Here is a 13,458-nt window from a genome sequence, read left to right as displayed (position 1 = left end):
GTCTCAAAAGGAAGTGGTTTTGATACTACTGAAAAGGGTCTCTAAAGGTGAGATTAGGTTGTCTCAAAAGGTTGATTTAGGTTTTTGATACATGTATTATTTTGAGACTAGGTTTTGAGACAACTTTCAGGGAATCACCATAATGTCATCTGTAATCGCTTACGTCCGTGTATCAACTTCTGACCAGACTATTGAGAACCAGAAGAAACAAATCAATGAGGCTGGCTATCAGGTAGGCAAGTGGTTCTCTGATGAGGCTGTATCAGGTGGCATTAAGGCTACAGAGCGTAAAGGGTTCGGTGACCTGCTGAATTATGTCCGTGAAGGTGACACGCTAATTGTTATCGCTATTGACCGCTTAGGCCGTAACACCATTGATGTTCTCTCAACAGTTGAGACTTTACAGGCCAAAGGAGTGAAGGTTATCAGTCTCCGTGAAGGATTCGACCTGTCTACACCAGTTGGTAAGGCTATGCTCACTATGATGGCTGGATTGGCTTCTTTAGAGAAAGATTTGATAGCAGAGCGCAGAACAGCAGGGATTAAACGTGCTCAATCTGAAGGTGTCCATTGTGGCAGACCAATTAAAGCAACCTCTGAACAGGTTCAGGAACTAATTGGACAGGGGATGTCGCCAAAGCAGGTACAGGATGAGTTACAGATTAGTAAGGCAACTTTCTATCGACTGAACAAGTAACAATTAGATAGTGATTCACAATGCCCCTTTATTGGGGCTTTTTTTATGTCTGGCGTTTATCAGGATCCCTGTAACGCATTCTAAGCAGTCTTTATATCAACCTATGGGTTAGGGTTGCTATCATTAAATAATCGCTTAGAACGCCGTACAGGCTCAGATATGTTCATTTTTTGCCATTGGCATGGAATCTTTGAAAAAGGGCGCTACTAAGCAGAGAGATTCAGACTATCCAATATCTTCAAAGTTGCTCTAGATATGCTGAAAGTTCCCGGTAAAGCAGAAATAAAAAAGGTCTGGAAATTTTTTAGAAAAATAATATTTGTGAAAATTCATCCACCAGCTTCAAGCCTCTTTCACGGATCCCGATATGGTTTACTGTCAAGGCTACAAGGTGGAACCAGAATCACCGATGAGCGAAGCAAGGTGAGGTTAGAAGGGCTTTCTTTAAAGAACTCTTAAAAGATACTCAGAGACAAGAAGATGAAAAACAAAGAACAAAAAGAATCTGTTAAGAGGCTTTAGGGTAGCATAAAAAACAATCAATTACAATCGGTTGATGTAAATAAATCATGGTGATTCAGGGCGTTAGCCCTCTTAAAATTCCTTTTCAATCAATCTGTACAACCCCCTTTTAACGCGGTTCAACGGTTCCCCTTTGGGCGGGAGAACCTACCGCAAACACCCTATACCAGCCCTGCATACGCAGCCTCTGAAAAGTAACCCTTCCCAAGCGCCTGAAAGGTATCCTTCCAGTTATATATACCGGACTTCAATGTCATTGATTTATAGGGAGTTTTTCATTGGCTGAAATCTAAAAGCGTCTGTCACAAATTGTTAATAATGTTGACAAAATGTTAAATATGGGTTAGTATGGTTTATTAGATAACGAATTGAGGTATCCACTATGTAATGTACAAAGCTAAAGTATTCAATGGAGTCAAGACTCCGGCTGGAAAGCCAATCACAGGCAAAGGCTTCTTCTCAGATGACCACGATTTAATAGATACCCCCGAATACCGCGAATCTCTTAAAAACACCCTCATCGAATTAGGTTACACCAGCTTCAATAAACCATTACCCGCAAGCAATAAACCTTACCGCAGAAGAGGAACACCCCGTAAGGCTATGGAGAATACACTTCAGCAATATTTTGTTGATAAAGACTCAGTAAGTAACCTTCCTTCAAAAGTTGAGGATGTATTCACAGGCTGCGTTAATAGCTGTCCAGATAAGCTATCCCCATTTTTCTGCTTTAATTTAATGAAGCGATTAAGCGTTGTTACAGCAGCCGCTGTAGAGGATGAAACAGGTTTTAGTAAAAGCTGGTGTAATGATATTGCTCAGGCATTACAGTTAGCAATCACAATGATTGAACATTGCCATGATAAAGGCGAAATTCAGGTAATGTTTAACAGTGACTACGAAAACGATGAATTAGATTCTGACAGGGAATTAGAAGACATCCTTGATTTACACATTCAAAAGGCAGCATAAAATGAATCACACTTTAACACATATCGGTGAACCAGCTTACCAGCAATTAAAAGCACTGGCTGAACACTTTGAAGTAAGTATTCCACAAGTCATAACTCTGATTATCAAAGGGGTCATTTAAATGAACAAGACAAAAGCAGTCCGAATTAAAAAGACAGATAATCAACTTGTGAAGCTGACAGCCGTCACCGCTGAAACAACAATCAGAAAGACTCTGGAAGGGATGATTCTGAAATCCTATGTGAAACACATTGAGGTGACTAAATGAAAAACCGATTTATCCGAATGCTGAATAACCCTGTGCCGCATCCTGATTTAACTGATGCAATCTTTAATTCAGTGAGTGAGCCACAGTTATGCTTAACAGTCCTTAAAACTCTTCATGAAATTAATCAGGTGACCATTGCTACATTCTTCAGTGGTCAAGGGTTATCACTAATGGGTGCTGCACTGATTTATGAAATGGTACTGAAAGCACATGATGCAATGACAGATTTAATCTGGAATGAATACGAGGTAACCAATATGACTAATGGCTAACTATACCGTAGATGAGTTTATCATCCAATTAGGCTTTAACGAGAACGTTTCAAAGAACCTTCAAAAACTCGAAAACAGAACATTAAAAGTAGCTGAACGAATTGAATCACGATTAAACAAAGCATTTATCCCAAAGGGTAATTTTAACGGTGTGATTCAATCCGCCAATACCGCTTCAAAGAATATCAATAAAGCATTCTCAAAGAGCATGAATTTTGATGAAGCTGGTAAATCCTCTGTGAAGTCTGTAGAGAATGCTGCTAAGGCTTCTGCAAAGCGCATTAAAGACATGTATCAGGACGCTTACGGGGCTAAAGGAAAAGGCCGCTCAAATCCACCAGCCGGAAAGCCACAAGGTAGAGGCTCAGATTTAACAGCCGCTAATTCAATCCGGTCACTTGCTAATACCCAGTTCTATTCAAATCTAACGAGGCGTTTAGAGGGTATGGGTTCAACTGGGCAAGCAAGGGCGATGAAATTACGCCAGCAGATTCATAGCTTAAGAGATGATGCTTTAGCCAATCCTTCAGCCAGCCTGAACCAGTTCCGTTTAGCATTACGTGCAGCCACTGACAGCGCGTCTAAATGGGCTTCTAATAACCGCAAGCAGGTATCTAATGCAGAAGGGTTATCAAGCTCCTTCGGTCGTCTGGTAAGCGTTTCAGCGGCCTTATACGGGACATTTGAAGCAGTCCGTAAGGTGGTTGAAACAGGTGTAGCCCGTGAAGGTGTGAATCTCTCCGCTGAAGCTGTCTTTAAAGGCCAATCGAAAGACGCTAAAACGTTCGCCGCTCAGTTCTCTGACCAAATCGGACAGGGTGTTACAGAGACCTTGAAACAGTACACTGGCTTTGCTGCTGGTGCTCAAAACGCACTCGGTTATCAGGGTACACAGGACTTCTATAAGAACGCTGCAACGTTTGGTCGTATCAGGGGGCTTGATGCTGAACAGCTTAAAGGCATCATGACAGCATTCACACAGATGGCCTCTAAAGGTCGTGTACAGGCTGAAGAACTCAGAGGCCAGTTAGGTGACCGTTTACCGGGTGCTGAACAGATGTTCGCTGATGCTTTGGGTGTGAACACTCAGCAGCTTGACGCACTGATGAAAAATGGCAAGTTACTTTCTAAAGACGTTCTTCCTCGCGTTTCTGAACAGATGAAGAAGATGGCTGATGAGGCAGGGGGATTAGACCGTGTATCACAGATGGCTGTAACTGGTATCGGACGTGTTAAAGCAGCTATGGAGAATGACCTTAACAAAGCTTTCACCAGCTCTGAAAAGGGGCTGGGTCAGTTTAACGCTTCTGTAGCTAACATGCTCAACGATGCTTCACCAATCGCAGAGGCTTTAGGTCACGTCCTCGGAGCGGTTGCCTCTATGACATCTGGAGCGGTTGACCATGTAGATGAGTGGAGCCGTAAACTCTCAGCGTTAATTCTCAGAACTTCAGCATGGTACGATGACTTATCAGACGGTCAAAAGAAACTGGTTGATTCTGCTGAACAGTTCGCTATCGGTGCTGCTGGTGTGTTGGTACTGGTGAAATCAATTGCTGGAGTAGCTAACAAGCTGAAATGGCTAAGTGCTCTGTTGGGTGGTGGTGCTGAAGCTGGTGCGGCTGCTGGTGCAGGTGGAATGCTCAAGGGTGCATCCCGTTTAGCTGGGCCTGTTGGTGTCGCTCTGGTTGCGCATGATACTGTAGACGCTTCAGGAGTTGAACAGAAGTACCCAACCGCTTTAGGGACTGATAACCCGATTGCAAAGGCTCTTAACTGGCTAACCAATCCGTCTAAAGTGTTGGGTGCTCAGGATGGTGACTCAATCACTAACAGCCCGTTCACACGTGCTATGGGTTCATTGGGTGACTGGCTTCAGGGTAACAATGCGCTGAACGGTCAGGCTAATACATTTGCTGTACCGTCTATGTATAACCCTGCTCAGACAACTATCCGTAATGACCAAAGAATCAATATCAGTGTGAATATGGATAGCAAGAAAATTGGAACATTCCAGACACAAGTTTTAACTGGTGGCTTTGAAGACCTGAATATTAACGCTGAACACTTGGGCGATTAATAGCTGTTTGGATTTTACAGATTGGAGTTATCATGTGATAATTGCTTTATCTGGTTTGCTTAATCAAAAATCAACTGGTCAACAGGGTCAAGAGGTTTTGATAAGCAATGTAAAAGGGACTCTTCGGAGTCCTTTTTTATTTGTATTGAAAAGGTTTGATTATGAATGAAGGCATATTACAAGGTAACAGGGAAGACCTGTCACACTATCCATACTGAATTAAGAAAGATTGGTGACCTAATAAATCCAATCCCTAATAAGAAGTATCACATTCCTAAGTTGATGACTAAGGCAAGGCGTTTATTGTTGATTGCATCTATCTGTGAAAGAATTAAAAATAACTGTTGACAATTTGTTAATGTATGAAAGAATGGTTATATGAGTTAGTAATATTTCATTATCCAGCATTCCCCGATTTATTATCTGACTCCTCAGTTTCCTTCTGTTTATCTTCTTAGGCATCCATCCCGAATGAGTGACGGGAAATTCCTCTTGAGAAGATGAACAACCTAATTTGAAAACATTGAACCGTGTCCCGTAACATTAAGTTGGGGGGATGCGGTTTTCTGCTTTCTGAAATCCAAGCAAACCAGACTAAGAGTAAATTTAAATGACTACTTTAAATCAAGCTGTAAAAATTGAATCACCCGTTGCAAGTATCAGCCACCTGTTACCGTTCGAACAGAAACAGCATATTGAAAAGCTGTATTTTCCGAGAGTACAAAAGGCTTCTGAAAAGATGTCTAAAGTTGAATCTGAATATCAGGATGCTGTAGAATCTCGCTCAGTGCTTATTCAACAAAAGACCGCTGAAAATCTGGCTAATCCTTCAGAACGTCACGGATTCATTGTGAAGCAGGTTTATCCAACTAACCAGCAACAAATGATTCAAGGCATGGCTGATGCTGGCTATATGGTTCACCGTGTATCTGTTGGAATGGTTACCTTTATTCGTATGCCTAAGAACGCTAAAGATAATCCTCTACAGGAAATTACAGATAAAGCTACAGCAGAGGCTGAATCAACCATTGATAAAATGATTGAACGTCTGAAGGTAAAAGCTTCTGAAGCTGTACACCAGCGTAATAAGATTGTGATTGAGGCCCGTAAAGCTCTGGATGCTGTAAAAGACTTTACCGATTATCTGAGCGTTATTGTAACTGACTCTGAAGAGGTAACCGAATAATGAGTATTCCAATGAAAGGGCTATCAAAGCGTGGCAGCTATAATCATCTTACTGACTCAATGGAATTCAAATATTTGAACGGGAAAAATGAAATCAGTGAAGCAACTTATAAGTTACTTGCTTCAGGTAATAAGCCTAAACCAACAGTGAAGCCAGCCAAAGCAGTCACCACGTATAAGGTGAAGCCTAAGCCAACAATTGAACAGCAAAGAGATGCAGCCTTGAAAGAGGCTATTAAGCAGATGGTAAGCGGGGGCTGATAAATGGAAGATACGATTAACGCACCGATTAATTATTATGACTCTGAAAAGCGTCTAATCGTTGGTCACAATCTGGTTGGTAAAATTCACCCTCATTTGATGAGTAAATTAATTAGACGTTCAAACGATGGTTCAACCCGTTGCCAGCAAGCCCGAATCACCAGCTACTTAGAGGGGTTACTGACTAATGGCTAATACTTTCACTAACTCTGATAAGCCGTGTATTCATTGCGGCTCACTTATCCGTTATGTCTCATCCGGTAGCTGTGTTGAATGCTCAAAGAGCCGTAGACAGCCGCCTAAGCCTAAGCCACAGATTGCACGTGTAACCGCTTCAGCAGCAAGAGCACCGTTCCATTCAGAGGGTGGAGATAACTCAACCAATGTGATTGTGAAGCTGTCGGACAAGGCTCTCAACCGTCTTGATGAGATTGGTTACTCGTTGGTTCAGAAATACCGTTTGGCAGGCTACACGCAAGAACGAATCCGAATGATTGCTCTGTCTCATCTGCTTGAAGCCGCTTAATCCCCCGCTACAAAACCCCATCTTTAGAGTGTATCAATAGAAAGGTCTCTTCAGGATCACGCGGTTGGCGTTGCGCTGGTGTAGCCCGCGATTAAGTTGCTGTTCGGCATCGCCTTTGGCAAAAAACTCGGGATGGCGAACTTCAACGCCGTAAGTGAAGTTTTTCGGTAGCGTATCGAGAAAATGCCACAGGGCAGGGAGGTCGCGCGGGCCGAAGGTGGCGGGCAACTGCAACCAGTATTGGCCGATGCGCGATTCCAGCGGCGCCAGACGGGTAAAAAACTCGTGGCTTAAATCGTCGCAGTCGCGCAGCGCCGCCTGATGTGAAATCGTGGCCGGGAATTTAAAACAGAAGCGAAAAGCATCGTGAGTTTGTTGATACCAGCGATCGACAATCTCGGCCTTTGGTAAGGCATACAGGGTGGTATTACCCTCCACGCAGTTAAAATGGCGGGCATACTCTTCAAGGCTGGTGATGCCAAGGCGCACCCATTTAGGGTGCGACCATTGCGGAAGCCCGATATAAATCATAAGGCGGCGAGAATGTCCTCGGTGCTGCGCACGCGGGCGATGCGCGGGAAGATATGCGTCATACTGCCCTGATGCTGTTCGGCGGAAGCGGCGCTGCACGCATCCTCGGCAATGACCAGATTAAAACCGAGTTCCCAGCCATTGCGGGCGGTGGATTCCACGCCGATATTGGTGGAGATACCGCAAAGAATAATGGTGTCGATACCGCGGCGGCGAAGCTGCAGTTCAAGATCGGTGCCGTAGAACGCGCCCCATTGGCGTTTCGTCACTTCAATATCGCTATCTTGTTTGCCAAGCGTTGGCGGATAGATCCACCAGTTTTCAGGCAACTTCGCGGCGCCAGCCTGGGCATCCACCGGCTGTTTTAACGCTTCAGCGAAATCGGCGGACCAGCCGACGCGAACCATGATGACGGGCGAATCCTGTTGACGACATTTTTCAGCCAGCTTTGCCGCGCGCGCCACCACCTCGTCGGCGCGGTGCGGGCCGCCGGCAAAGGGTAAAATGCCTTCTTGCAGGTCAATAACGACCAGCGCGGTTTTTTTCGCATTGAGTTCTAACATGGTATCCCCGTATCTTGTTCTGTTGTCAGGCCGCTACAATACCGTTGCTAATTCGGCTCAAGGGTAACAAATTTTGTTAATTTATGTGAGCACAAGCAATAAGCGCGCAGCAAAGCAGCGTACAAACTGCGTCGGGCTTATCGTCAGACAGAATTTCCAGTATAATAGCCGCCTTTTTTCATTCAGTAGTGACATTCAGCAAAGCTGCGACCTCGTCGCCTGCAAGGCAGGCAACATCCGCCTGCGGCTAAGTTAAGGGATATCTCATGCGTACAGAATATTGCGGACAGCTACGTCAGTCCCACGTGGGGCAGCAAGTGACCCTGTGTGGTTGGGTCAACCGTCGTCGTGATCTCGGTAGCCTTATCTTTATCGATATGCGCGACCGTGAAGGCATCGTGCAGGTGTTTTTCGATCCGGATCGTGCGGATGCATTAAAACTGGCTTCCGAACTGCGTAATGAGTTCTGCATCCAAATCACCGGTACCGTGCGTGCGCGCGAAGAGCGCAACGTTAACCGCGAGATGGCCACCGGCGAAATCGAAGTGCTGGCGTCTGACCTGACCATCATCAACCGCGCGGAAGCGCTGCCGCTGGACTCCAACCACGTCAACACCGAAGAAGCGCGCCTGAAATACCGCTACCTGGACCTGCGTCGTCCGGAAATGGCTCAGCGCCTGAAAACCCGCGCAAAAATCACCAGCTTCGTGCGCCGCTTCATGGACGATCACGGGTTCCTCGATATCGAAACCCCGATGCTGACCAAAGCCACGCCGGAAGGCGCGCGTGACTATCTGGTGCCGTCGCGCGTACACAAAGGTAAATTCTACGCGCTACCGCAGTCTCCGCAGCTGTTCAAACAGCTCCTGATGATGTCCGGTTTCGATCGTTACTATCAGATAGTCAAATGCTTCCGCGACGAAGACCTGCGTGCCGACCGTCAGCCTGAATTTACCCAGATTGATGTTGAAACCTCGTTCATGACCGCGCCGCAGGTGCGTGAAGTGATGGAAGATCTGGTACGCAAGCTGTGGCAGGACGTGAAGGGCGTAGACCTCGGTCAATTCCCGGTGATGACCTTTGCTGAAGCAGAGCGTCGTTACGGTTCCGATAAGCCGGACCTGCGTAACCCGATGGAGCTGGTAGACGTAGCCGATCTGGTGAAAGCGGTAGAATTCGCCGTCTTCTCCGGCCCGGCTAACGACGCCAAAGGCCGCGTTGCTGCCTTACGCGTGCCGGGCGGCGCGGCGCTGACCCGTAAACAGATTGATGAATACGGCAAATTCGTGCAGATCTACGGTGCGAAAGGGTTGGCCTATATTAAAGTGACCGAGCGTGCGAAGGGCCTTGAAGGCATCAATAGCCCGGTGGCGAAATTCCTCAACGCCGAAATCGTTGAAGCTATCCTTGAGCGCACCGGTGCGCAGGACGGCGACATGATCTTCTTCGGCGCTGACAACAAGAAAGTGGTTGCCGATGCCCTCGGCGCGCTGCGTCTGAAGCTGGGCAAAGACCTGAATCTCACCGACGAGACCAAATGGGCGCCGCTGTGGGTTATCGACTTCCCGATGTTCGAAGACGACGGCGAAGGCGGCCTGACTGCGATGCACCACCCGTTCACCTCGCCGAAAGATATGACCGCCGCTGAGCTGAAAGCCGCGCCGGAAGACGCTGTGGCTAACGCCTACGACATGGTCATCAATGGCTACGAAGTCGGTGGTGGTTCGGTGCGTATCCACAGCGGTGAAATGCAGCAAACCGTGTTTGGTATTCTGGGCATTAACGAACAAGAACAGCGTGAAAAATTCGGCTTCCTGCTGGATGCGCTGAAATACGGTACGCCGCCGCACGCCGGCCTGGCGTTTGGCCTCGATCGCCTGACCATGCTGCTGACCGGTACCGATAACATCCGTGACGTTATCGCCTTCCCGAAAACCACGGCTGCCGCGTGCCTGATGACCGAAGCGCCGAGCTTCGCGAATCCTGCCGCGTTAGGCGAACTGGGGATTCAGGTTGTGGCGAAAGAGGCAAAAGAGTCTCCGGAGAACAACTAAGATGTCATTCAAGCTGCCCGTCTCCGTTCTGGTGGTGATTTACGCCGAAGATACGAAGCGGGTGCTGATGTTGCAGCGACGCGACGATCCCGCTTTCTGGCAGTCGGTTACCGGCAGCCTGGAAGAGGGGGAAACCGCGTTGCAGGCCGCCGCGCGCGAAGTAAAGGAAGAGGTCGCCATTGACGTTGCTCGCGAGCAACTGGCCTTAATTGACTGTCAGCGTACGGTGGAGTTCGAGATATTTTCTCACTTACGTCATCGCTATGCGCCGGGCGTCGAGCGCAATACGGAATTCTGGTTCCGTCTTGCGCTGCCCCATGAGCGCCAGATTGTTTTCACTGAACATCTGGATTACCGCTGGGTTAGCGCGTCGGATGCCGCCGCGCTAACTAAATCGTGGAGCAACCGGCAGGCGATTGAAGAATTTGTAATTAACGCCGGGTAACTTCCCGCGGCGTTTGTCGCGGAAAGACGGCTTTTTTGGAGAGTTTTTTATGGCAGGTCATAGTAAATGGGCCAACACCAAACACCGCAAAGCGGCGCAAGATGCCAAGCGCGGTAAGATCTTTACTAAAATCATCCGCGAGCTGGTCACCGCTGCGCGTCTGGGCGGCGGCGATCCGGCATCCAACCCGCGTCTGCGCGCGGCGGTAGATAAAGCGCTGTCCAACAACATGACTCGCGACACCCTGAACCGCGCTATCGCGCGCGGCGTCGGCGGTGATGAAGACGCGAACATGGAAACCATCATTTATGAAGGTTACGGCCCGGGCGGCACTGCGGTAATGGTTGAATGTCTGAGTGACAACCGTAACCGTACCGTCGCCGAAGTGCGCCACGCCTTTACCAAAACTGGTGGTAACCTCGGAACCGACGGCTCCGTGGCCTATCTGTTCAGCAAAAAAGGCGTGATCTCCTTCGAGAAAGGCGACGAAGACACCATCATGGAAGCTGCGCTGGAAGCGGGTGCTGAAGACGTAGTTACCTATGACGACGGCGCCATTGACGTTTACACCGCCTGGGAAGAGATGGGCGCGGTACGTGATGCGCTGGAAGCTGCAGGCCTGAAAGCTGACGCTGCTGAAGTCTCAATGATCCCATCGACTAAAGCGGATATGGATGCGGAAACCGCGCCGAAGCTGCTGCGTCTTATTGATATGCTGGAAGACTGCGACGACGTGCAGGAAGTGTATCATAACGGCGAAATCTCCGATGAGGTTGCCGCAACGCTGTGATGCCGGTAGCCGGTATCGCGGGTGAGTTAATACTGGAGGCGCGTGATGGCCATTATTCTCGGCATTGACCCGGGGTCACGCGTGACCGGTTATGGCGTGATTCGCCAGGTCGGGCGGCAGTTGAGCTATCTTGGCAGCGGATGCATCCGCACCAAAGTAGACGATCTGCCGTCGCGGCTGAAGCTGATTTACGCCGGCGTCACCGAAATTATTACCCAGTTCCAGCCTGACTATTTCGCTATCGAGCAGGTCTTTATGGCGAAAAATGCCGATTCGGCGTTGAAACTTGGGCAGGCACGCGGGGTGGCGATTGTCGCGGCGACGAACCAGGACCTGCCGGTCTTTGAGTACGCTGCCCGCCAGGTTAAGCAAACCGTCGTCGGCATCGGTAGCGCGGAAAAGAGCCAGGTACAGCATATGGTGCGTACTTTGCTGAAACTTCCGGCAAATCCGCAGGCGGATGCGGCGGATGCATTGGCCATCGCCATCACCCATTGCCACCTCAGTCAGAACCTGGCTCAGATTAGCGAGACCCGGCTCAATCTGGCGCGAGGGCGGTTACGATAATCACAAATCAGGCTGGATATTCATCCAGCCTTTTTTTATGATAACGCATTAAACTTTCGGCCCTTTATTCAGGAGCGCTACGTGATAGGCAGACTCAGAGGCATCATTCTCGAAAAGCAACCCCCGCTGGTATTACTGGAAACCGGGGGCGTAGGTTATGAAGTCCATATGCCGATGACCTGCTTCTACGAGCTACCGGAAGCCGGGCAGGAAGCCATCGTCTTCACCCATTTTGTGGTACGCGAAGACGCGCAGCTGCTCTACGGCTTTAACAACAAGCAGGAACGCACCCTGTTTAAAGAGCTTATCAAAACCAACGGCGTCGGGCCGAAGCTGGCGCTGGCTATCCTTTCCGGCATGTCGGCGCAGCAGTTCGTGAATGCCGTTGAGCGTGAAGAAGTCGCCTCGCTGGTGAAACTGCCGGGTATTGGCAAGAAAACCGCTGAGCGTTTAATTGTCGAAATGAAAGACCGCTTTAAAGGCCTGCATGGCGACCTGTTTACTCCGGCCGCCGATCTGGTGCTGACGACGCCTGCCGGCCCAACTGCCGACGACGCGGAGCAAGAAGCGGTTGCCGCGCTGGTGGCGCTGGGCTATAAACCACAAGAGGCCAGCCGGATGGTGAGCAAAATCGCCCGTCCGGACGCTAATAGTGAAACGCTAATCCGCGAAGCGCTGCGCGCGGCGTTGTGAGGTAAGGGATGATTGAAGCAGATCGGCTGGTATCAGGCGACAGCATTGGTTTCGAAGAGGCCGCTGACCGCGCTATCCGCCCCAAATTGCTCGCAGAGTACGTCGGCCAGCCGCAGGTGCGTTCGCAGATGGAGATCTTTATCCAGGCGGCGAAACTGCGCGGCGATGCGCTCGATCACCTGCTGATTTTTGGCCCGCCGGGTTTGGGGAAAACCACGCTTGCCAATATCGTCGCCAACGAAATGGGCGTGAATCTGCGCACCACCTCCGGCCCGGTGTTGGAAAAGGCCGGAGACCTGGCGGCAATGCTGACCAACCTTGAGCCGCATGATGTCCTGTTTATTGATGAGATCCACCGCCTTTCGCCAGTAGTGGAAGAGGTACTGTATCCGGCGATGGAAGATTACCAGCTGGATATCATGATTGGCGAAGGCCCGGCCGCACGCTCGATTAAAATCGATCTGCCGCCGTTTACCCTGATTGGCGCGACCACCCGCGCTGGTTCATTGACTTCGCCGCTGCGCGACCGCTTTGGTATCGTACAGCGCCTCGAGTTTTATCAGGTGCCGGACCTGCAGCACATTGTTGGCCGCAGCGCCCGTCATATGGGGCTGGAGATGAGCGAAGAAGGGGCGCTGGAAGTCGCCCGTCGCGCGCGCGGTACGCCGCGTATCGCCAACCGCCTGCTGCGCCGGGTGCGCGACTTCGCCGAAGTCCGTCACGATGGCACTATCTCCGCTGAGATCGCCGCTCAGGCGCTGGATATGCTCAACGTGGATGCCGAAGGGTTTGATTATATGGATCGCAAGCTGCTATTGGCGGTAATCGACAAATTCTTCGGTGGGCCGGTCGGCCTCGATAATCTCGCGGCGGCTATCGGCGAGGAGCGCGAAACCATTGAAGACGTGCTGGAGCCGTACTTAATTCAGCAGGGGTTCCTGCAGCGCACGCCGCGTGGCCGAATGGCGACGGTGCGCGCCTGGAATCACTTCGGTATTACCCCGCCGGAAATGCCCTGATGAAACCCGGTAG

Annotated in this window: 16 protein-coding genes and 1 pseudogene; 15 read left to right on the top strand and 2 right to left on the bottom strand. The window is 49.4% G+C overall.

Features of this window, described 5'->3' with window-relative positions; all coding sequences use genetic code 11:
- The first annotated feature begins 142 nt into the window (after positions 1-142).
- From PGR29_RS04980 to PGR29_RS04940, 9 genes are all read left to right on the top strand, one after another.
- Positions 143-697, top strand: coding sequence for a recombinase family protein (locus PGR29_RS04980; RefSeq protein ID WP_316424164.1), 555 nt, complete (start codon positions 143-145; stop codon positions 695-697).
- A gap of 909 nt (positions 698-1,606) precedes the next feature.
- Positions 1,607-2,191 (top strand): hypothetical protein, encoded by a 585-nt coding sequence (locus PGR29_RS04975; protein ID WP_316424163.1) that lies wholly within the window; start codon positions 1,607-1,609, stop codon positions 2,189-2,191.
- 121 nt (positions 2,192-2,312) lie between these two features.
- Complete coding sequence (locus PGR29_RS04970; protein ID WP_316424162.1) at positions 2,313-2,459, top strand: hypothetical protein; 147 nt, start codon at positions 2,313-2,315, stop codon at positions 2,457-2,459.
- The gene (locus tag PGR29_RS04965) at positions 2,456-2,731 is read left to right on the top strand and encodes a hypothetical protein (RefSeq protein ID WP_316424161.1); all 276 of its coding nucleotides are present in this window, start codon (positions 2,456-2,458) and stop codon (positions 2,729-2,731) included. Before PGR29_RS04970 ends, PGR29_RS04965 begins: the two co-directional genes overlap by 4 nt.
- Positions 2,724-4,811 carry a tape measure protein gene (locus PGR29_RS04960; protein ID WP_316424160.1) on the top strand — a complete coding sequence of 696 codons (2,088 nt, stop codon included), beginning with the start codon at positions 2,724-2,726 and terminating at the stop codon, positions 4,809-4,811. The genes PGR29_RS04965 and PGR29_RS04960 overlap by 8 nt, the downstream gene beginning before the upstream one ends.
- Before the next feature lie 610 nt (positions 4,812-5,421).
- Positions 5,422-5,997, top strand: a complete 576-nt coding sequence (locus tag PGR29_RS04955; protein WP_316424159.1) for a hypothetical protein — start codon at positions 5,422-5,424, stop codon at positions 5,995-5,997.
- Positions 5,997-6,257, top strand: a complete 261-nt coding sequence (locus PGR29_RS04950) for a hypothetical protein (RefSeq protein WP_316424157.1) — start codon at positions 5,997-5,999, stop codon at positions 6,255-6,257. The genes PGR29_RS04955 and PGR29_RS04950 overlap by 1 nt, the downstream gene beginning before the upstream one ends.
- A gap of 3 nt (positions 6,258-6,260) precedes the next feature.
- The gene (locus PGR29_RS04945) at positions 6,261-6,452 is read left to right on the top strand and encodes a hypothetical protein (protein ID WP_316424156.1); all 192 of its coding nucleotides are present in this window, start codon (positions 6,261-6,263) and stop codon (positions 6,450-6,452) included.
- Positions 6,445-6,783 (top strand): hypothetical protein, encoded by a 339-nt coding sequence (locus PGR29_RS04940; protein WP_316424155.1) that lies wholly within the window; start codon positions 6,445-6,447, stop codon positions 6,781-6,783. Before PGR29_RS04945 ends, PGR29_RS04940 begins: the two co-directional genes overlap by 8 nt.
- 36 nt (positions 6,784-6,819) lie before the next feature.
- Here PGR29_RS04940 and PGR29_RS04935 read toward each other — a convergent pair.
- Both PGR29_RS04935 and PGR29_RS04930 read right to left on the bottom strand, forming a co-directional pair.
- Positions 6,820-7,314 (bottom strand): annotated as a pseudogene (locus PGR29_RS04935) (DUF72 domain-containing protein); the annotation flags it as partial.
- The gene (locus tag PGR29_RS04930) at positions 7,311-7,877 is read right to left on the bottom strand and encodes a hydrolase (protein WP_316424154.1); all 567 of its coding nucleotides are present in this window, start codon (positions 7,875-7,877) and stop codon (positions 7,311-7,313) included. The gene PGR29_RS04930 and the pseudogene PGR29_RS04935, both read right to left, overlap by 4 nt.
- Positions 7,878-8,143: 266 nt before the next feature.
- Here PGR29_RS04930 and aspS point away from each other — a divergent pair, with 266 nt between their 5' ends.
- From aspS to ruvB, 6 genes are all read left to right on the top strand, one after another.
- Positions 8,144-9,931: an aspartate--tRNA ligase gene (gene aspS / locus PGR29_RS04925; protein ID WP_020078458.1), complete on the top strand. Its 1,788-nt coding sequence runs from the start codon at positions 8,144-8,146 to the stop codon at positions 9,929-9,931.
- 1 nt (position 9,932) lies between these two features.
- On the top strand, positions 9,933-10,376 hold the full coding sequence (gene nudB / locus PGR29_RS04920; RefSeq protein ID WP_015365986.1) for a dihydroneopterin triphosphate diphosphatase: 444 nt from the start codon (positions 9,933-9,935) through the stop codon (positions 10,374-10,376).
- Between the two features lie 49 nt (positions 10,377-10,425).
- A complete protein-coding gene (locus PGR29_RS04915) occupies positions 10,426-11,166 on the top strand; it encodes a YebC/PmpR family DNA-binding transcriptional regulator (RefSeq protein ID WP_015365987.1) in 741 nt (246 codons plus the stop codon).
- Positions 11,167-11,211: 45 nt separating this feature from the next.
- Positions 11,212-11,733 carry a crossover junction endodeoxyribonuclease RuvC gene (gene ruvC, locus PGR29_RS04910; protein WP_015365988.1) on the top strand — a complete coding sequence of 174 codons (522 nt, stop codon included), beginning with the start codon at positions 11,212-11,214 and terminating at the stop codon, positions 11,731-11,733.
- A gap of 81 nt (positions 11,734-11,814) precedes the next feature.
- Positions 11,815-12,426 carry a Holliday junction branch migration protein RuvA gene (gene ruvA, locus PGR29_RS04905; RefSeq protein ID WP_015365989.1) on the top strand — a complete coding sequence of 204 codons (612 nt, stop codon included), beginning with the start codon at positions 11,815-11,817 and terminating at the stop codon, positions 12,424-12,426.
- 8 nt (positions 12,427-12,434) lie between these two features.
- Positions 12,435-13,445, top strand: a complete 1,011-nt coding sequence (gene ruvB, locus PGR29_RS04900; protein ID WP_015365990.1) for a Holliday junction branch migration DNA helicase RuvB — start codon at positions 12,435-12,437, stop codon at positions 13,443-13,445.
- Positions 13,446-13,458 lie beyond the last annotated feature (13 nt).

Source organism: Klebsiella sp. 141203 (genome assembly GCF_032601985.1).
Taxonomy (GTDB): domain Bacteria; phylum Pseudomonadota; class Gammaproteobacteria; order Enterobacterales; family Enterobacteriaceae; genus Klebsiella; species Klebsiella aerogenes.
Note: the sequence above shows the minus strand (reverse complement) of the source record. Positions and strands in the feature narration are given on the sequence as shown.